This window comes from Leifsonia sp. AK011 (genome assembly GCF_013410945.1).
In the GTDB taxonomy this organism is placed as follows: Bacteria; Actinomycetota; Actinomycetes; order Actinomycetales; family Microbacteriaceae; genus Rhodoglobus.
Genome location: NZ_JACCCH010000001.1, coordinates 2,502,594 through 2,521,495, shown reverse-complemented (window position 1 = coordinate 2,521,495; position 18,902 = coordinate 2,502,594). Strand labels below are relative to the sequence as shown.

Below are 18,902 nucleotides of genomic sequence, written 5' to 3'. Positions count from 1 at the left end.
ATGGCTACCACACTGATCACGGGCGGCACCGTCGTGACCGCCACCGGCCGCTCACTCGCAGACGTCCTCATCGACGGCGAGGTCATCGTCGGCGTTCTGGCGCCGGGCTCGCAGCTGCTCGGCACCGACCTCGCGGCATCCGTCGACACGGTCATCGACGCGACTGGAAAGTACGTCATCCCCGGCGGCGTCGACGCCCACACGCACATGGAGCTGCCCTTCGGTGGCACGTTCGCGTCCGACACGTTCGAGACCGGAACCCGCGCAGCAGCGTGGGGCGGCACGACGACCATCATCGACTTCGCGGTGCAGACCTACGGGGGGCGTGTGATGGATGGGCTTGCCGCCTGGCACGCGAAGGCCGCTGGCAACTGCGCCATCGACTACGCGTTCCACCAGATCATCGGTGACGTCAACGACGACTCGCTGCAGGCGATGCGCGCACTCCCCGACGAGGGCGTGTCGAGCTTCAAACTCTTCATGGCCTACCCGGGTGTCTTCTACTCGGACGACGCGCAGATACTCAAGGCCATGCAGGTCTCCGCCGAGACCGGGCTCATGACGATGATGCACGCCGAGAACGGGCCCGTCATCGACGTGCTCGCCGCCCAGCTCATCGAGAAGGGCAAGACCGACCCGTACTTCCACGGTGTCGCCCGCGCGTGGCAGATGGAGGAGGAGGCCACGCACCGCGCGATCATGCTCGGCAACCTCACGGGAGCTCCGCTCTACGTCGTGCACGTCTCCGCGAAGCAGGCCGTCGAGCAGCTGGCCTGGGCCCGCGACAACGGGCAGAACGTCTTCGGCGAGACCTGCCCGCAGTACCTCTACCTGTCGCTCGAGGACCAGCTCGGTGCATCCAGTGACGAGTGGGGTGCCTTCGAGGGTGCGAAGTGGGTGTGCTCGACGCCGCTGCGCTCGAAGGAGGAGGGCCACCAGCACCACATGTGGCAGTCGCTGCGCACCAACGACATCCAGATGGTCTCCACCGACCACTGCCCGTTCTGCATGAAGGGTCAGAAGGATCTCGGGCTCGGCGACTTCCGTAAGATCCCCAACGGCATCGGCTCGGTCGAGCACCGCATGGACCTGCTCTACCAGGGCGTTGTCACCGGCCAGCTCACGCTCGAGCGCTGGGTGGAGGTGACGTCGACGACGCCGGCCCGCATGTTCGGGCTCTACGGCAAGAAGGGTGTCATCCAGCCGGGCGCGGACGCCGACATCGTCGTCTACGACCCGAACGGCCACACGAGCATCGGGGTCGGCAAGACCCATCACATGAACATGGACTACTCGGCGTGGGAGGGCTACGAGATCGACGGTCACGTCGACACCGTGCTGTCGCGCGGCAAGGTCGTCATCGACGACAACCAGTACCTGGGCACCAAGGGCGACGGCCAGTTCGTCAAGCGCGGCCTCTCGCAGTACCTGATTTAGTCGGTCCCTGAGGCTCTCGAAGGGCGAGAGCCTCAGGGACCGAGTCAAACGAAACGAAAGTGTCACACATGGAATTCGGAGCAGTCCTCCAGACCCACCCGCCAGCATCGCGCACGGTGTACCTCGCCAAGCTCGCTGAGCAGTACGGCTTCGAGTACGTGTGGACGTTCGACTCCCACCTCCTGTGGGAGGAGCCCTACGTCATCTACTCCGCGATCCTCGCCGAGACCCACAGGGTGATCGTCGGCCCCATGGTGACGAACCCCGCGACCCGTGACTGGACGGTCACGGCATCCGTGTTCGCAACCCTCAACGAGATGTATGGCAACCGCACGATCATCGGCATCGGTCGTGGCGACTCGGCCGTGCGCGTGACGAACGGCAAGCCGACGACGCTCGCCGAGCTGCGCGAATCGATCCACGTGATCCGTGAGCTCGCCAACTCGCGCTCCGTCGAGTACAACGGCGCGCAGCTGCAGTTCCCGTGGTCCAAGGGATCCAAGGTCGACGTCTGGGTCGCCGCCTACGGCCCGCTCGCCCTCAAGCTCACGGGCGAGGTCGGGGATGGCTTCATCCTGCAGCTCGCCGACCTCGACATCGCCGAGTGGATGATCAAGACGGTTCGGGATGCCGCGGAGAAGGCCGGCCGCGACCCCATGGCCATCAAGTTCTGTGTCGCCGCGCCGATGTACGTCGGTGATGACTGGGAGCACATGCGCAACCAGACGCGCTGGTTCGGCGGAATGGTGGGAAACCACGTGGCCGACATCGTCGCCAAGTACGGCACGGATGGCACGGTGCCCAAGGCACTCACCGACTACATCAAGGCGCGCGAGGGCTACGACTACAACGAGCACGGCCAGGCGGGCAACTCGCACACCGACTTTGTGCCGGACGAGATCGTCGATCGTTTCTGCGTGCTCGGCACCGCCGCCGACCACATAGAGAAGCTCAAGGCCCTCAAGGAGCTCGGCGTGGACCAGTTCTCGGGCTACCTGCAGCACGACAACAAGGAGGAGACCCTCCGCGTCTACGGCGAGACGATCATGCCGGCGCTCCGCGAGCACGTCATCGCCAAGAAATCTGGCGCATGAGCTTGAGGGCCCGAGGCATCCTGCGCGCAGCCCTCCTGGGTGTCGCCGGGGTGCTTGCGCTCGTCGCGATCTGGGAGCTCTACAAGTTCCTCGGGCCCTCCGAGGGGGTCGTGCTCGGTGCCGTCGACGGCGAGACGGGGTCGGGCGTCATGATCCTGCCCCGCACGAATGACCGCGCGATGCCGCACGTCTGGGAGATGTTCATCAGGCTGGGCGAGTCGACGAGCGGCGGCAGCACGCCTCCACTCTTCGTGTCGGTCGCGACCGCAGCGCTGACCACCCTCGGCATCGCAGCAGTCGGCTGGCTGATCGGCGTTGTGGTGGGCATCCTGCTCGGGGTGCTCATGCAGCGCTGGCGCCTCGTCGAGTGGGGTCTTCTCCCGTGGATCGTGGTGAGCCAGACGGTTCCCCTCATTGCCTTCGCGCCGGTTGTCAACAGCATCGGTCTGCAGATCGACCGGGGTGGCACGCCTTGGCCCCAGTGGCTCTCCGTGGCCATCATCGCGTCATACCTCTCGTTCTTCCCGGTGGCCGTCGGCGTGCTCCGCGGGCTCGAGACGCCCGACCGCATCCATCTCGACCTCATGCGCAGCTACGCCGCGAGCTACCGGCAGACGCTCCTGAGCCTCAGGTTCCCGGCCGCGGTGCCTCACCTGCTGCCCGCGCTGCGGCTCGCCGCAGCCAGTGCCGTGGTCGGTGCGGTCGTCGCCGAGGTCTCCATCGGCATGCGCGGGGGAATCGGGCGGATGCTCATCCAGCTCGCGGGCCAGGGCTCGAGTGACCCGGCAGCACCCTGGGGACCCGTGTTCGGCTCCATCGCCCTCGGACTCGTCGCCGTGGGCTCCGTCGCCCTTGTTGGGCTCGGACTCAAGAACTACCGCAGGGGAGAGGCCACAGCGTGAAGTACAGCACCACGGCAGGCGCACACGCGGGGGACCTCGCAGTTCGTGCGACGGACATCGGCAAGGTGTTCCACGAGCGGACGGGGGATGTCACGGCCCTCGTCGACGTGCAGCTCGACGTCCGCGCCGGCGAGTTCGTCTCCCTCATCGGGCCGTCCGGGTGCGGCAAGTCGACGCTCCTGCGTCTCATCGCCGACCTGGACCAGGCATCGTCGGGCGAGCTCACCGTCTTCGGCAAGTCCGCACAGCAGGCCAGGCTCGACCAGGACTATGGTGTCGCGTTCCAGCAGGCGGGCCTGTTGCCGTGGCGCACGGTCGGCGGCAACATCGCGCTCCCGCTCGAACTGCACAAGGTCGCCAAGGCCGAACGGAGCGACCGGGTTAGGGAACTCGCGGAGCTCGTGGGGCTCACCGAGTTCATCGACTCCTACCCAGACCAGCTCTCGGGAGGGATGCAGCAGCGCGTCGCCATCGCGCGAGCCCTGGCATCCAAGCCCAGACTGCTCCTCATGGACGAGCCGTTCGGCGCGCTCGACGAGATGACGCGGGAGTACCTGCAGTCGGAGCTCACGAGGATCTGCGCCGAGACGGGCGCTGCGGTCGTGTTTGTGACCCACTCGATTCCCGAGGCCGTGTTCCTCTCCGATCGTGTTGTGGTCATGAGCCCGCGGCCGGGACGCATCACCGAGGTGATCGAGTCCGACCTCGGTGTGACCCGAGACGAGGCGCTGCGGGAGTCGCCGGAGTACTTCGACTACGTGACCGCCGTGCGAGAGGCGCTCCACGGCACCCGCGTGGAGAGGGCCAACGAGCGATGACGGTGACCTACCCCGGCTGGGTGCGCGTTGTCGCCCCCATCGTGGTCGGGCTGCTCGGGCTCACGCTCTGGGTCGTGTACGTCGACGTGCTGGGTGCTGCGCCCCGCATGCTCCCCAGCCCCTTCGCGATCGTCGAGGAGTTCATCAAGCGCTGGGACATCATCTGGAACGCCATGATCGTCACCGCCACGAACGCGTTCGTCGGGCTCGTGGCCGGGGCCATCATCGCGATCGTGCTCGCGGGTATTGCGGCATCCTTCAGGAGTTTCGATGGGATGCTGGCGCCCATCGTCGCGGCAGTCGCCGTGATCCCGATCGTGGCCCTCACACCCATCCTCAACACGATGTTCGGAGCGTCGAGCCAGTTCGGACGGCAGGCTGTTGCGGCGATCGCCGCCTTCGTGCCCGTGTTCATCAACGTCCTGAGGGGCCTGCGCCAAACCAAGCCGGTGCATCGCGACCTGTTGCGGGTATCCGCAGCGACCCCCGGCCAGTCGTTCCGGTTCCTCACCCTGCCCACGGCGCTGCCGTACCTCATGACGGGCCTTCGCATCGCCAGTTCGCTCGCGGTCATCGCAGCTCTCGTCGCCGAGTACTTCGGCGGACCAGCCGACGGCGTCGGCACCGCGATCGCGACCTACGCCAAGTCCGGGCGGGCCACCCTCGCCTGGTCGTTCGTCTTCGGGGGCATCCTCATCGGCCTCGTCTTCTTCCTCGTCACGTCGCTGCTCGAGCGGCTCGTGACGAGGCGACCGCCGGTCTGACCGGCATCCCACACAGCACCACCTACGCACCACGAAAGGAAACAGCATGAGACTCAGCACTCGACGCGGTCTCGCGGCCCTGTCTGTTGCCGCGGTCGCGGCTCTCGCGCTCAGCGCGTGCGCCCCCGCGGCGGAGGACACGGCATCGGGGGACTTCGAGCCGATCACCGACATCAAGCTCCAGCTTCAGTGGCTTCCGCAGGCGCAGTTCGCGGGTTACTACGTCGCTGCCGACCAGGGGTACTTCGAGGAGGAGGGTTTCGACTCCGTCGAGATCGTCCCCTCCGGTGGTGACATCGTTCCGCAGGACGCACTCGTGGCTGGCGACGTGGACTTCGCCATCGCCTGGGTTCCCAAGGTGCTCGGCACCCTCGAGGCACAGGGCGTCGAACTCACCAACATCGCGCAGGTCTACAAGAAGTCGGGAACACTCCAGGTCTCGTGGGCTGACAGCGGCATCGACTCGGTCGCCGACTTCGAGGGCAAGCGCATCGGCTCCTGGGGCTTCGGCAACGAGTGGGAGATCTTCGCCGCCATGGCGGACGAGGGGCTCGATGCATCCACCGTGTCCATCACGACGCAGGACTTCAGCATGAACGCCCTGCTCGACAAGGACGTGGATGCCGCACAGGCCATGACCTACAACGAGTGGGCGCAGATCCTCGAGGTCGTGAACCCGGACACCGGTGAGCTCTACACGCCGGAGGACTTCAACGTGATCTCCTACGAGGACACCGCGGGAGCCATGCTCCAGGACGCGATCTGGGCTGACACCGCTCGCCTCGCCGACGACCCGGCCTACGCCGATGCGGCCGTTCGCTTCCTCAAGGCCGTCATCAAGGGCTGGGTGTTCGCTCGTGACAACCCGGAGGAGGCAGCCACCATCACGTACGACGCAGCGATCAACGCCGAGGCGGCATTCCCGGTCGGTCCGACACACCAGCTGTGGCAGATGAACGAGGTCAACAAGCTCATCTGGGACGGCAGCGAGTTCGGTGTCATCGACCAGGCCGCCTGGGACAAGACGGTGGCCGGTGCGCTCGCCGCGGTCAACCAGGACGGTCTCGAGCTGATCACTGAGGAGCCCGCGGAATCCGCGTTCTCGAACGAGTACATCGAGGAGGCTCTCGCAGCGCTCAAGGAGGAGGGGATCGTGGTCGACGGCGAGTACACGCCGATCGATGTTGTCCTCACCGAAGGCGGGCAGTAACCACCAGCAGTACCGTGGGCGGGGGTGGTTTCGGCCGCTCCCGCCCACGGGCCCCCGGGCATCACGAACAGAAAGCAACACCATGAACGACCAGCTCAATCCTGCTGACGGCGAGCTCGCCTACGACCTCGACCGCGCCCACGTTTTCCACTCCTGGTCGGCCCAGGGGGCGCTCAAGCCGCTCGTCATCGCCGGCGGGCTCGGATGCGAGGTGTGGGAGTACGACGGAACCCGCTACCTCGACTTCTCGAGCCAACTCGTCAACACCAATATCGGCCACCAGCACCCCGCCGTCATCGACGCGATCAAGCGCCAGGCTGATGTGCTGACGACCATCGCGCCCGCCACGGCCAACCTCGCGCGCGGCGAGGCAGCCAAGCGCATCCTCGGCCTCGCAGGCCCCCAGTTCGGCAAGGTCTTCTTCACCAACGGCGGTGCGGATGCCAACGAGAACGCGATCCGCATGGCGCGACTCACCACGGGCCGAGACAAGGTGCTCTCCACCTATCGCTCGTACCACGGCAACACGGGTGCGGCGATCGTCGCCACGGGCGACTGGCGCCGTGTTCCCAACGAGTTCTCCCGGGGCCACGCCCACTTCTTCGGACCCTTCGAGTACCGCAGCGATTTCTGGTCGGACTCGCCGGAGCAGGAAACCGAGCGCGCCCTTCGCCACCTCGAGCGCGTGATCCAGTCTGAGGGTGCGTCGTCGATCGCCGCGATCCTGCTCGAGACCGTTCCCGGCACCGCCGGCGTGCTCGTGCCGCCGCCCGGCTACCTCGAGGGCGTGCGGGCGTTGTGCGACGAGTACGGCATCGTCCTCATCTTCGACGAGGTCATGTGCGGCTTCGGGCGCACGGGGGAGTGGTTCGCGTGGCAGGGCTTCGGCGTCACGCCCGACCTCATCACGTTCGCGAAGGGTGTCAACTCGGGCTACGTGCCGATCGGCGGCGTCGTGATCTCCGAATCCATCGCGAACGCCTTCGAGGACCAGGTGTTCCCCGGGGGGCTCACCTACTCGGGTCACCCGCTGGCCGCGGCATCCATCGTTGGCGCGCTCGACGCCATGAAGTCCGAGGGCATCGTCGAGAACGCTGCCATGATCGGGCGCGACCACCTGGGCCCGGGCCTTGCCGAGCTTGCGGCGAAGCATCCGCTCATCGGCGAGGTGCGCGGTCTCGGCGTCTTCTGGGCGCTCGATCTCGTGGATGACCCGGACTCGCGCCAGCCCGTCTCCGCTGGCCTCATGGCCGAGCTCAAGACCGCGCTGGTCACACGCGGTCTGCTCCCGTTCATGGCCGACAACCGCATCCACGTCGTGCCACCATGCATCGTCACGCCCGACGAGGTGGCCCGTGCCCTGGCGATCTACGATGAGGCCCTCACGGAGGTGGAGGCGCGGCTCTAGCCCGATTTATCGTGAGTTGCCGACTTCGGCCAGTGTTTTCCGCGCTGACACTGGCCGAACTGGGCAACTCGCGGATGCTCGGACGCGGGGCCGTAGAATCGTCTCTCGTGTCACACCTCAAGAAAACGCCTTACACCGTCTCGGTGGTCGATCTCGTGCACCGTCCGGGCGAGATGCGCGAGAAGGTTCTCGACATCGCGGAGCCCGAGGGTTTCGGTAACGCCGTTATCGGCGTCAAGCAGGGCTCGAACGTGCACATCGACGTGCGCCTGGAGTCGCTGCACGACGGAATCCTGGTCTCCGGAACGGTGGATGTCGACGCCGAGGGCGAGTGCGTTCGCTGCCTCACGGATGTCTCGCTCCCCGTCGAGGTCGAATTTCAGGAGCTTTTCGCGTACTCTGAGGACGAAGCTTTTGACTACACGGTGCACGAAGACCACGTGGACCTGGAACCGGTAGTCAGGGATGCGGTAGTGCTGGCACTACCATTCCAGCCAGTCTGTCAGGCCGATTGCCTCGGCCTGTGCCCGCAGTGTGGGGTGCGACTGCTGGACAACCCCGGTCACCAGCACGAGGCTCCCGTCGATCCCCGATGGGCCGCGCTCGCGGGACTCGATGCTGAAGTGCCCCAAGACGATACAGAGAAGAGATAACCATGGCAGTTCCCAAGCGCAAGATGTCGCGCGCCAGCACCCGCATGCGCCGTGCGCAGTGGAAGGCTGACGCGCCCACGCTCGTCAAGACCGTCGAGAACGGCAAAGTCACCTACAGCCTCCCGCACCGCGCGAAGGTCGTCGAGGACTCCGCCGGCAACCCCCTGTACATGGAGTACAAGGGCCGCAAGGTCGCAGACATCTAGTCAGATGGCTCGCCCCTCGGGCGATGCGTCGGACCCGAACGACGCCCGCGACTCGTCGCACCCGGACGGTTCCCCCGCCGCCACAAAGTTGTCTGCCCTGCTCGGCGTCGATATCGACGCAGAGCTGCTTCAGCTTGCCCTCACGCACCGCTCGTACGCGTACGAGCACCCCGGGGACTCGCACAACGAGCGCCTCGAGTTCCTCGGCGACTCGATCCTCGGGCAAGCGGTGACCGTGATGCTCTACACCGAGCATCCCGATCTCGATGAGGGCGACCTCGCCAAGCGTCGCGCCAGTCTCGTCTCGTCGGTGGCGCTCGCCGAAGTGGCGCGGTCGATCGGACTCGGTGAGTTCGTGCGACTGGGCAAGGGCGAGGAGCAGACCGGCGGCCGCGACAAGTCGTCGATCCTCGCCGACACCGTCGAGGCGATCATCGGTGCCGCATACCTGGACTGCGGAGGGGATGTCGCGACAGCAATGGTGCTGCGCCTGATCCAGCCCCTCCTGGCCAACCCCGAGCGCTTCGGTGCCGCGATGGACCCGAAGACGAGCCTCCAGGAACTCGCCGCCAGACGCGGCCACGGACTCCCCGTGTACCAGGTGTCGGACTCAGGCCCGGACCACTCGAAGCGCTTCCACGCGACAGTGCTCGTGGGTGGCAAGGAGATCGCCACGGGCGACGGGTCCAGCAAGAAACAGGCCGAGATGGCCGCCGCGCTCGAGGCGTGGTCCGTTCTCCAGGCGCGCTGAGGTGCCCGAACTCCCTGAGGTCGACGTCGTGCGCGCCGGGCTTGCACCGGCCGTGACCGGCGCTGTCGTGACATCCGTCGAGGTGCTCGACGAGCGCTCGCTGCGCCGCCATGTCGGCCCGGCAGAGGACTTCGTCGACAGGCTCGTCAGCTCCCGGATGCTCGCCCCGATGCGGCGCGGAAAGTTCCTGTGGATCCCGCTCGAGCCGCCCGGCTCCAGCGCGCTCGTCGTGCACCTCGGCATGAGCGGCCAGGTGCTCCTGCGTGCTGCCGGCGCCGAGGACCCGCTCACGCGCATCCGTATCGACATCGCGCACCCCACAGAGGGTGCGCTGCGACTCAACTTCGTCGACCAGCGCATCTTCGGGTCCATGGCGATTGACGAGCTGCTTCCGCTCGGCGACGGCGAGTACATCCCCTCGCAGGTGGCGCACATCGCCCGCGATCCGCTGGACCCGCGCTTTGACGACGCGGAGTTCCTCCGCAGGTTGCGCGCCCGCCGAACGACGGTCAAGCGTGCCCTGCTCGACCAGACTCTCGTGAGCGGCATCGGCAACATCTACGCCGACGAGTCGCTCTGGGCTGCTCGCGTGCACTACGACCAGCCCACCGCGACACTCAGCGCCGTGAAGGCCCGCCAGCTTCTGGCCGAGGTTCGCACGGTGCTGAACCGCGCACTGCTCGAGGGCGGTACGAGCTTCGACGCCCAGTACGTCAACGTCAACGGGCAGTCCGGGTACTTCTCGCACGCCCTGCGGGCCTATGGGCAGCAGGGCAGGCCCTGCGAGCGGTGCGGCCGCCCCATCGTGCGCGAGTCGTTCATGAACCGCGGCTCGCACTTCTGCGCCCATTGCCAGCGCATTCGCTAGAGCGTCTTCTTCCACGAGCCGATCGAGGTGAACCGCTCGAAGCCCAGGGCCTCATTGACGGAGAGCATAGGTCGGTTCTCCTCGGCGTTGAACGTCACTATGGACGGATGCCCGGGCGCGACCTCCTCGAGGTACCGGGCGTTCGCGACCTTGAGCAGCACTCCGAGACGGTGTCCTCGGTGCTCGGGAAGCACGATGGTGTCATCCTGGCGAGCTGGCCGGCGTGAGTCAGGCGGAACCGAGATGCTCGTGAACCCCACGAGACGACCGCTGGGCACATGCTCTGCGACGGTGACGACCTGCGTTCGTGGGTTCGAGCTGTACGCCGCCTCGTCGTGGGTGAGCCGTTCCACGGTCCAGGTGTCCTCTGTCGCGTCGAGGCCCCCGGCCGGTGCGTCAGTGCTCATGCGTGTGTGAAGCACGGCCATGTCGTGGAGCCATCGCTCTGGGGTGTGATCGATGTAGTGGTGGAGGCGATACTCGCCCGTCGCCCTCTCCCTGGCCTCCGCCAGGAGCTCGGCCGTGACTGTGGCGTCGAGGGGGAGCCTGAGCCGGCTGCCGCGATCGACCTGCTCGAGTGACCAGCCGCGATTCAGCAGGAATCGCACGGACTCGTCGGCGATCGAGACGCTACCGAATCCGGTCGGGGGGCTCAGTCGCTCGCCCTCGAGATCGCGTGCGAGGCTGAAGCCCTGCACAGTCGTGCGGCTGTCGGCGATCGCTCTCTCCTCGAGACGTTCGAGTAGGGCAGACCCGATGCCCTGGTCGCGCTTGTCCGGCAGAACCTGGACTGTCAGCCAGGCGACGGAGGCCGATCCTTCCGTCGAATACTCGTAGATGCCGCTGCCGACCACCCGTCCCTCGACCCGCGCGAGGATCGCGTGGCGCGGAGCGAAGGGATCGTGCCAGGCAGGTAGCTCCTCCTCGGCGACCAGCGCCAGGTCGTCCCCGCCATAGACGTCGGACTCCACGATGTTGTTCACCCGGTAGAGCTCGCGGAAGTCCGGCCCTCCGGCGACGGCGAGACTCGCAGGGCGATCGATCTCCTGGATCGTAAACGTCGGCACGTGCTCCATCCTTGGACGAGGAATCACAAGACCCATCTGCAAATCTAGGCCAAGCTGGTCCCATGGACATGGGAATTCTTCTTATTCCGTTGGCCGCTGTGATCGCCCCGCTCCTGGCGGCGCTGGTCAGTAGGGCCATCCTCGTTCCGCTCGTGGTCTTCGAGATCGGGCTCGGGATGCTCCTCGGCCCGGCTGGCCTCGGGTGGGTTCAGGATTCCGACACCCTCGACGTGTTCTCCCAGCTGGGCCTCGCCCTGTTGTTCTTCATGGCCGGCAATGAGATCAACCTGGACTCGGTGCGCGGCAAGGGCGGAGTGCGAGCCCTCGCCGGCTGGGGTGGATCGGCGGTCCTCGCGCTCGTCGCGGGATTCTTCCTCGGTGGCGGGGATGCCTCGACAGGGGTGATCATCGCTATCGCCCTCAGCGGCACCGCTCTCGGGACTCTCACGCCGATCCTCCGCGACGCGGGCCTGACCTCGGGGCCGGTGGGCAACGCTGTCGCAGCGGCGGGGGCGGTGGGCGAGTTCCTGCCCCTCGTGGCGATCTCGATCTTCCTGAGCGGGAGGCAGCCCCTCGCGGGCGTGATCTCCCTTGTCGTGTTCCTCGCGGTCGCGGGTTTCGCGTTCGCGACGTCGGCACGATCATCCGGGCATTGGCTGCAGCGCATGGTCACTCGCACGCTTCACACGAGCGGCCAGTTCGCCGTTCGCGTCGTCATCCTCATCCTGGCGGCTCTTGTGGTGCTCGCTGTTGTGCTCGATGTCGACTTCCTCCTGGGGGCCTTCACGGCAGGACTCCTGGCCCGCGTCGTCCTCCGCGGGAGTTCGCCTGCTGAGCAGCACATCATCGAAGCCAAGTTGGAGTCCATCGCGTTCGGGTTCTTCGTGCCGCTGTTCTTCGTCACGACAGGTGTCGCCTTCCCCCTGGCAACACTCCTCGCAGACCCCGCATCCCTGGCCCTGGTTCCCCTCGTCGCGGTCGCCATTCTCGTGATTCGCGGAGTGCCCGGTTTTCTCTCACCGGAGCGGGGCGTCTCGTTCCGCGACAGAACTACCGTCGGCCTATTCACCGCGACGACGCTCCCTCTCGTCATCGCGGTCACCGAGATCGGCACGGACGCAGGCGTCCTGGATGCGAGCCTCGCCGGAGCGCTCGTCGGTGGCGCGATGGTCACCGTCCTGCTCTTCCCCATGCTGGCGCTGGTCGGGCGCGCGAGATCCGTCCCTGCCGAGGGTGCAGAGGTGGGGAAGATCGACGACGACCCCCTGTCGCAGTCGCGGCACGAGTGATCCCCGGCCTTATAGGCTCGCGCCATGCGGATTGTCGTCTCGGGAACCCACTCCTCGGGCAAGAGCACTCTCATCAGCGATTTCGCGAGCGCTCGTCCTGGCTTCACGAGGCTCGACGATCCCTACGAGTCAACAGACGACCCCGACTCTGCAGGTGTCGCCTCATTCGCCGCCCAGTTCCGTCTCGCGTGTGTGCGTCTGCTCGAGGCGCCGGCGACAACGTCACTGATCGCCGAACGCGGGCCCTCGACTTCCTGGCCTATCTCATGGCGCTTGATGCCCTGGGCCGGGCAGACACGTCGGCGCTCGTGCGCAGCGGTCTTCCGGTCGCGCGCAGCACCATGGACACCGTCGACCTGCTCGTGGTCCTTCCGCCAGACACCGCGCCCGTCGCGCCGGACGAGGACCGCGCGTTGCGTGGTGCCATGGCCGATGCCCTGCTGGACCTCGTCGACGACGCGGACGTGACGGGCTCAGCACGGGTCGTCGAACTCTCGGGGTCGCCCGAGAGGCGTCTTGCCGAGCTGCTCGAAGAACTCGATGGGGGTTCGTCGCCCAGTCCCATCTAGTACCGTGGACCCAGGTCGCGCGGTATGACAGAAGGGCAGGCCCTGTGTATCTGAAGAGCCTGACCCTCAAGGGGTTCAAGTCCTTCGCGCAGCCGACCACGTTCGCCTTCGAGACGGGCGTCACGTGTGTCGTCGGTCCGAATGGCTCCGGCAAGTCGAATGTCGTGGATGCCCTCGCCTGGGTCATGGGCGAGCAGGGAGCCAAAACACTGCGCGGCGGCAAGATGGAGGACGTCATCTTCGCCGGCACCGCCACCAAGGGTCCCCTCGGTCGCGCCGAGGTCATTCTCACGATCGACAACGCGGATGGCGCGCTGCCCATCGAGTACGCCGAGGTGACGATCAGCCGCACCCTGTTCCGCAACGGCGGCAGCGAGTACGCGATCAACGGCGAGCAGTGCCGACTCCTTGACGTGCAGGAGCTGCTCTCCGACAGCGGTCTCGGCCGCGAGATGCACGTGATCGTGGGCCAGGGCCAGCTGGATGCCGTCCTTCACGCCACCCCGGAGGACCGCCGCGGCTTCATCGAGGAGGCCGCTGGCATCCTCAAGCACCGCAGGCGCAAGGAGAAGACCCTCCGCAAGCTCGACGCCATGCAGGCCAACCTCACGCGCCTCTCCGACCTGGCTGGGGAGATCCGCCGCCAGCTCAAGCCGCTCGGCGCCCAGGCCGAGGTGGCGAAGGAAGCCGCGACCATCGCCGCGATCGTGCGCGACGCCCGCGCCCGTCTGCTCGCCGACGAGGTTGTGGAGCTACGCACCGCGATCACAGCGTTCTCGCGCAGCGAGTCCGAGCGCAAGTCTGAGCGCATCGTGCTCCAGGAGCAGCTCGACCAGGCCAAACTCCGCGTGGGCAGGCTCGAGCAGGCCCAGCTCGGGGACGCCGTCGACGGCGCTCGCCGCACGGCGTTCGGGCTGGAGAGCGTGCAGGAGCGGCTCCGCGGCCTCTTCACCCTGGCGAACCAGCGGCTTGCGCTCCTTGGCCAGCAGGTCGAGAGCCCCATGATGGGCTCGACAACAAGCGAATCGGCCGTTCAGGATGCTCGCGACGAGGCGACCCGCCTGGCTGAGACGGTCTCGGAGGCCGAGGAGGCCGTGGGCGCCGCAGCGGCCGCCACGGCGACGGCCAAGGCATCCCTCGACTCTCTCGACGAGGAGATCGCCGCCCAGAGCGCCCTCGTCTCTCGGCACTCCCTCGAACTCGCCGGGCTCGCCGCACGAGTGGATGTCGCGCGCACGAGTCTCGCGTCGGCGCGGGGTGAGCTCCTCCGCCAGCAGAACGCCCTCGAGGCCGCGGAGCAGCGCCGTGACTCGACCCGCACGGAGTTCGTCGCGCTCGAGGCCGAAGCCGCGACCACCGAGGAGGGCGATGGATCCCTCGACGCCGCCTACGAGGCCGCCGAGGCGACGGTCTCGAGCATCCAGGCCGAGATCGAGACCCTGCGCGACGAGGTGCACGCGGCGGAGCGGGAACGTGACGCGCTCGCCGCACGCTCCTCGGCACTCTCGCTCGCCGTGGAGCAGAAGGACGGCTCGAACGCCCTCGTGGGCGCGAAGCTTGCCGGCATCCGCGGCCTTGTCGCCGAGCACGTCCGTGTCGAGCCCGGGTATGAGGCCGCGATCGCCGCCGCACTCGGGTCGCTGGCCGATGCTGTCCTCGCCGACTCGCGTGAGGCAGCCTTCGACGCGCTCAGCCACTCGGCGGAGAAGGACTTCGGGCGGGTCGAGGTCGTCGTGTCCGATGCCGTCGTGCGCGCGGCATCCGGTTTCACCGCCGAGGGCATCCGCCCAGCCTCCAGTGTTGTGACGGCTCCGGACGGCGTGCTCGGCCTGCTGGCTCACGTCGCCGTGGCCGACGACCTCGCCGCCGCTCGCGCCGCCTGGAAGAACGCTCCGGACGATACGACCTTCGTTACGCTCCAGGGCGACGTGCTCACCCGATACGTGTTGCGCGGGGGCTCTGGCGCGAAGCGTTCGCGCCTCGAGCTCGTGGCCGAGCGGGATGCCGCGGCAGCGCGCCTCGCGACGGTGACGACCCAGATCGAGCGGACCCGTTTCGCCCTGGCCGAGCGCCGGGGAGCCCTCGAGACCGCCAAGACGGAGGCCGCAACGGCACTGCAGGCGCTCCGCGAGTACGACGCGCAGCTCGCCGCGCAGTCCGAGCAGCTCGGCCGCTACCGCATCCAGCTCGAGGCTGCCCAGGCCGAGTGGGAGCGCCTCTCGCAGGCCGTGGAGGTCTCGAACGAGGCCGTGCGCACGGCTGAGGCCGAGGTCGAACGGGCTAAGGCAAGCCACGACGAGTACGAGGCAAAGCCCCGCCCCATGCTCGATGTCTCCGCCCGCGACGCGGTACTCGCCGAGGTGGAGGCCGCCCGCGCAGCCGAGCTCGAGCAGCGCATGGCCCTCGAGACGATCCGCGAGCGGGTGCGCGCCCAGCGGGCCCGTGCCGACCAGCTGGCGGCGCAGCTCGTGGCCGAACGGGAGGCGGCCCAGGAGCAGGCCAGACTCGCCGTCATCCGTCAGCATCAGGTGGCTGCGGCGAACGATGTCATCGCGAAACTTCCCGCCGTTCTGGATGTCGCAGACCGCGCGGTCTCGCAGGCCCGCGTCGAGCTCGCCGCCGCCGAGGCCGAGCGCGCCGCACAGAACCAGGAACTCGCCGACCTTCGCCGCGAGGAGAGCACACTGCGTGAGCGCCTCGCTGGAGTGAGTGAGAACGTGCACGGCCTCGAGATGCAGATCTACGAGAAGAAGCTGCACCTCTCCACCCTGCTGGAGCGCGCGGGGGAGGAGCTCGGTCTCGTCGAGGACGTGCTCGTCGCCGAGTACGGCCCGCAGGTTCCCGTGCCCGAGGATGGCGAGCTCACCGTGGCGGCCCTGGCCGGGGCATCCGTTTCTCCGGAGGGTCCCGCCGAGGAACCGCTCTCTGAGGGCGACACGCCGGATGCTGCGGCAGAAGCTCCGGAGAAGAGTGAAGACGAACCATCCGGAACGCCTTTTGTGCGCGCCGAGCAGGAGGCGCGACTGGCTCGTGCGGAGCGCAAGCTCGCCCAGCTGGGGCGCGTGAACCCGCTCGCCCTCGAGGAGTTCGCCGCTCTCGAGCAGCGGCACAAATTCCTCACCGAGCAACTCACGGACCTCACGAACACCCGCAAGGACCTGCTGACTATCATCGAGGAGCTCGACGAGAAGATGCAGGACATCTTCGCGAGCGCTTTCGAGGACACGAAGGCGGCCTTCAACCAGGTGTTCCCCGTGCTGTTCCCGGGCGGAACCGGCAGCATCGCGCTGACCGACCCAGACAACCTGCTCACCACCGGCATCGAGGTGAGCGTCAAGCCGGCGGGCAAAAAGATCGAACGCCTGTCGCTGCTCAGCGGTGGGGAACGATCGCTCGCCGCCGTGGCGCTCCTGATCGCGATCTTCAAGGCTCGCCCCAGCCCGTTCTACATCATGGACGAGGTCGAGGCGGCGCTGGATGACGCGAACCTCGGCCGCCTCCTCGCGATCTTCGAGGACCTCCGCCAAAACTCCCAGCTCATCGTCATCACCCACCAGAAACGCACCATGGAGATCGCTGACGCGCTCTACGGCGTGAGCATGCGTGCCGACGGCATCAGCGCCGTCGTCGGCCAGCGTGTGGGCGACCGCGCCGCTACAGAAGCGGCCGGCTGACCCTACGGCGCTGGCGGCCGCGCCACGAGCAGAGTGCCAGCGCCCTCGATTGTGATCCGGCCGTCGGATGCCGGAGCCAGGAGCGTGCTCCCCGCGCTGGCGCTCTCGCCGCCGATCGTGAGTGCACCATCCACGACGAAGAGGACCGCGAAGCCCTCGTCGATCGTCAGCCGGTCCCGCACGGTGAAGCGCTCCAGCCGGAAGAACTCATCCGCGGCAGTGGGGAGCACTGACCCGGGGGACGTGGTTCGACTCACGAGGGACTGGGGTCCGCCGAGCATCCGCCGCGACCCGTTCACCGCGGTGAGTGCCGTGGCGAAGCCCAGGCCGAGGTGCCCGGCGACAGCCCCGTCGATCGCGAAACCCTGCCATTCGAGCAGGATCGAGAGGTCCTCGGGCTGCTGCAGCTCCAGCAGGAGCACCTCGGCCCCGATCGCGTGCAGCTCGCCTGGCGGTACCCAGACGACATCGCCGGGGGACACGACCACCTCATTCAGGAGGTTGAGAAGGGCCGACGAGTCCTGGTTCTGCACGAGCGAGGCCAGGTCACTCATGCCGACGTCCTCGCGCAGCCCGATGTGCACGCTCCCGCCCTCGAGGATGTACCAGGCCTCCGCCTTGCCGTGCGCGTGACCGAGGTGCCGCTCGGCGAAGTCGTCGCTCGGATGGGCATGGACGGGAAGCCGCTGGCCGGCATCGAGCAGCTTCACGAGCAGCCGGAGGTCGGTGCCCCAGCGGGCGACATGCCGTGCCCCGAGCCAGGCGACGGGGTCCGCGACAATAGCGTCGCGCAGCAGTCGTCCGTCCGCGAGCGTGGTGAGTCCCAGGCTCGGCTCACCGAAGACGGTCGTCGTCGAGCCCACCCAGTCCTCCGGCTCGTACTCCGGCATCGCCGACTCCCCACGGAGCGCCGCGAGGCGCGCACCACCGCGGTAGAACCGGGCGGGTGGTCGATTGGAGGTGACCCGGATCGTCATGCGCCGCTGGAGAGGGCTGCGAAGAAACCGCCGACGAAGGTGTCGCCGAGACCGATCGTGGTGGGCGTCGCCACGTCGAGAACGTGCGCGGCAATGCCGACGGAGCCCGGGATGCGCCGTTCCGCAGCGTCCACGACGGCTGCTCCTCCCGCGTGCCGCGGTATCCCCGCCGTCTCAGCGAAGTCCGCAGCCGTATGTCCATCGCCGATGCGGTACCTGGTGGCAGCCATCCGCACAGCGCTCTCGACGGCCGCGCCGAGTTCGCCCGCACGAGGACCGACGCAGATCGCCCAGTACTTCGTGTGCACCAGGAGCGCCGGTGCCGGGATCAGCTCGTGCAGCTCGCGCAGGGCGGCCACCACGTCGTCGGGGTCGAGTAGATCCACCTCGCGCCCGACGTACTCCTGCAGTTCGTCCTCGTTCATGCCGTAGACATCGATCCGGGGGAGGAGTCGCTCCCGCACGATCGCCCGGAACCCTGGCACGTAGAATCCCGCGTCCTCGTAGTAGACGAGGGAGTCGGCCGGGAGGCTCTCGAGCGCGGAGAGCAGCGCGTCGAGTCGGGCCCGGAGCAGCGCGACATCCTGCATCGTGTTGAAGCCCGAGACGAGGAACGCGCGAGCCCGCGAGAGGGTCTCGGCGAGCTCAGTCGAGAGCAGCATCTCCCGGTTTGGCGGGTCGTTGGCGAAGATCAGCCGGTTGGAGTGGGGTGCCACCAGCGGTTGCCCCTCCACGAGGAGGGTCGCACCAGCCGGGTACTGCACGATCAGGTGGGGGTCGAGGGTGTCCCGGGTGGCGCTCGAGATGTAGTCGACGGATGCCGGCAGCAGCCGTCTCACGTTGTCGTCGATGCTCACGAGGTGCTGGGTACTCCCGATTCCCAGGCTGTCGAGCGCGATTCCCGCCCGCACGCCCGTTCCGCCCAGCGTGATCCTCGTGTCGAAGTGCGCGGCGAATTGCTCGACGATGGCGGATGACTCGACAAAGCGCTCGCCGCCCGAGCCACCCGCGAGGAACGCCAGGATCACCACAACGAGCGATCGTTCGTCAACGATCGGCGCCATGGTGTGCAACTCGCTCCGCGTGATCCCGTACTCGCGAACGAGTCGTTCGAGAACGTCGGAATCCCAACGGACCTCGTAGTCGACGGTTCCGCCGAGTCCGAGAACGAGTTCCTTCTCCATGGCGCCGATCATCCCAGCCCTATCCCCGATC

The 18,902-nt window shown here is 67.5% G+C and carries 17 protein-coding genes; 14 read left to right on the top strand and 3 right to left on the bottom strand.

The features are described from left to right. The 11 genes from hydA to mutM all read left to right on the top strand — a co-directional run bounded on the left by hydA (window position 1) and on the right by mutM (window position 10,111). Window positions 1–1,437 carry a dihydropyrimidinase gene (gene hydA, locus HDC94_RS12325; RefSeq protein WP_179497993.1) on the top strand — a complete coding sequence of 479 codons (1,437 nt, stop codon included), beginning with the start codon at window positions 1–3 and terminating at the stop codon, window positions 1,435–1,437. A gap of 68 nt (window positions 1,438–1,505) precedes the next feature. Beyond that, the gene (locus HDC94_RS12320; RefSeq protein ID WP_179497991.1) at window positions 1,506–2,531 is read left to right on the top strand and encodes a TIGR03842 family LLM class F420-dependent oxidoreductase; all 1,026 of its coding nucleotides are present in this window, start codon (window positions 1,506–1,508) and stop codon (window positions 2,529–2,531) included. After that, window positions 2,528–3,433, top strand: coding sequence for an ABC transporter permease (locus HDC94_RS12315; RefSeq protein ID WP_179497989.1), 906 nt, complete (start codon window positions 2,528–2,530; stop codon window positions 3,431–3,433). The genes HDC94_RS12320 and HDC94_RS12315 overlap by 4 nt, the downstream gene beginning before the upstream one ends. Continuing rightward, on the top strand, window positions 3,430–4,251 hold the full coding sequence (locus HDC94_RS12310) for an ABC transporter ATP-binding protein (RefSeq protein ID WP_179497987.1): 822 nt from the start codon (window positions 3,430–3,432) through the stop codon (window positions 4,249–4,251). Before HDC94_RS12315 ends, HDC94_RS12310 begins: the two co-directional genes overlap by 4 nt. Then, entirely contained in the window at window positions 4,248–5,015 is a 768-nt protein-coding gene (locus HDC94_RS12305) for an ABC transporter permease (RefSeq protein WP_179497985.1), read from the top strand. The genes HDC94_RS12310 and HDC94_RS12305 overlap by 4 nt, the downstream gene beginning before the upstream one ends. 46 nt (window positions 5,016–5,061) lie before the next feature. After that, a complete protein-coding gene (locus tag HDC94_RS12300) occupies window positions 5,062–6,225 on the top strand; it encodes an ABC transporter substrate-binding protein (protein ID WP_179497983.1) in 1,164 nt (387 codons plus the stop codon). Between the two features lie 82 nt (window positions 6,226–6,307). After that, entirely contained in the window at window positions 6,308–7,633 is a 1,326-nt protein-coding gene (locus tag HDC94_RS12295) for an aspartate aminotransferase family protein (protein ID WP_179497981.1), read from the top strand. A 143-nt stretch (window positions 7,634–7,776) separates the two neighbouring features. After that, a complete protein-coding gene (locus tag HDC94_RS12290) occupies window positions 7,777–8,286 on the top strand; it encodes a YceD family protein (protein ID WP_308495721.1) in 510 nt (169 codons plus the stop codon). A 2-nt stretch (window positions 8,287–8,288) separates the two neighbouring features. Continuing rightward, window positions 8,289–8,492 (top strand): 50S ribosomal protein L32, encoded by a 204-nt coding sequence (rpmF, locus tag HDC94_RS12285; RefSeq protein ID WP_179497979.1) that lies wholly within the window; start codon window positions 8,289–8,291, stop codon window positions 8,490–8,492. A 4-nt stretch (window positions 8,493–8,496) separates the two neighbouring features. After that, a complete protein-coding gene (rnc, locus tag HDC94_RS12280) occupies window positions 8,497–9,243 on the top strand; it encodes a ribonuclease III (RefSeq protein ID WP_179497977.1) in 747 nt (248 codons plus the stop codon). Between the two features lies 1 nt (window position 9,244). Then, window positions 9,245–10,111 (top strand): bifunctional DNA-formamidopyrimidine glycosylase/DNA-(apurinic or apyrimidinic site) lyase, encoded by an 867-nt coding sequence (gene mutM, locus HDC94_RS12275; RefSeq protein ID WP_179497975.1) that lies wholly within the window; start codon window positions 9,245–9,247, stop codon window positions 10,109–10,111. Here mutM and HDC94_RS12270 read toward each other — a convergent pair. Continuing rightward, window positions 10,108–11,178, bottom strand: a complete 1,071-nt coding sequence (locus tag HDC94_RS12270; protein WP_179497972.1) for a GNAT family N-acetyltransferase — start codon at window positions 11,176–11,178, stop codon at window positions 10,108–10,110. The two genes, mutM and HDC94_RS12270, sit on opposite strands and share 4 nt — an antisense overlap. 68 nt (window positions 11,179–11,246) lie before the next feature. Between HDC94_RS12270 and HDC94_RS12265 the strand changes: the two genes are divergently transcribed. From HDC94_RS12265 to smc, 3 genes are all read left to right on the top strand, one after another. Then, window positions 11,247–12,467, top strand: a complete 1,221-nt coding sequence (locus HDC94_RS12265; protein WP_257021660.1) for a cation:proton antiporter — start codon at window positions 11,247–11,249, stop codon at window positions 12,465–12,467. Window positions 12,468–12,733: 266 nt separating this feature from the next. Continuing rightward, complete coding sequence (locus tag HDC94_RS14675; protein WP_257021659.1) at window positions 12,734–13,036, top strand: hypothetical protein; 303 nt, start codon at window positions 12,734–12,736, stop codon at window positions 13,034–13,036. A 44-nt stretch (window positions 13,037–13,080) separates the two neighbouring features. Continuing rightward, complete coding sequence (gene smc / locus HDC94_RS12255) at window positions 13,081–16,710, top strand: chromosome segregation protein SMC (RefSeq protein WP_179497968.1); 3,630 nt, start codon at window positions 13,081–13,083, stop codon at window positions 16,708–16,710. 2 nt (window positions 16,711–16,712) lie between these two features. Here smc and HDC94_RS12250 read toward each other — a convergent pair whose 3' ends face one another. Both HDC94_RS12250 and HDC94_RS12245 read right to left on the bottom strand, forming a co-directional pair. After that, on the bottom strand, window positions 16,713–17,687 hold the full coding sequence (locus HDC94_RS12250) for a class I mannose-6-phosphate isomerase (protein WP_179497966.1): 975 nt from the start codon (window positions 17,685–17,687) through the stop codon (window positions 16,713–16,715). Further along, window positions 17,684–18,871 (bottom strand): ADP-dependent glucokinase/phosphofructokinase, encoded by a 1,188-nt coding sequence (locus tag HDC94_RS12245; protein WP_179497964.1) that lies wholly within the window; start codon window positions 18,869–18,871, stop codon window positions 17,684–17,686. Before HDC94_RS12245 ends, HDC94_RS12250 begins: the two co-directional genes overlap by 4 nt. Between the last annotated feature and the right edge of the window lie 31 nt (window positions 18,872–18,902).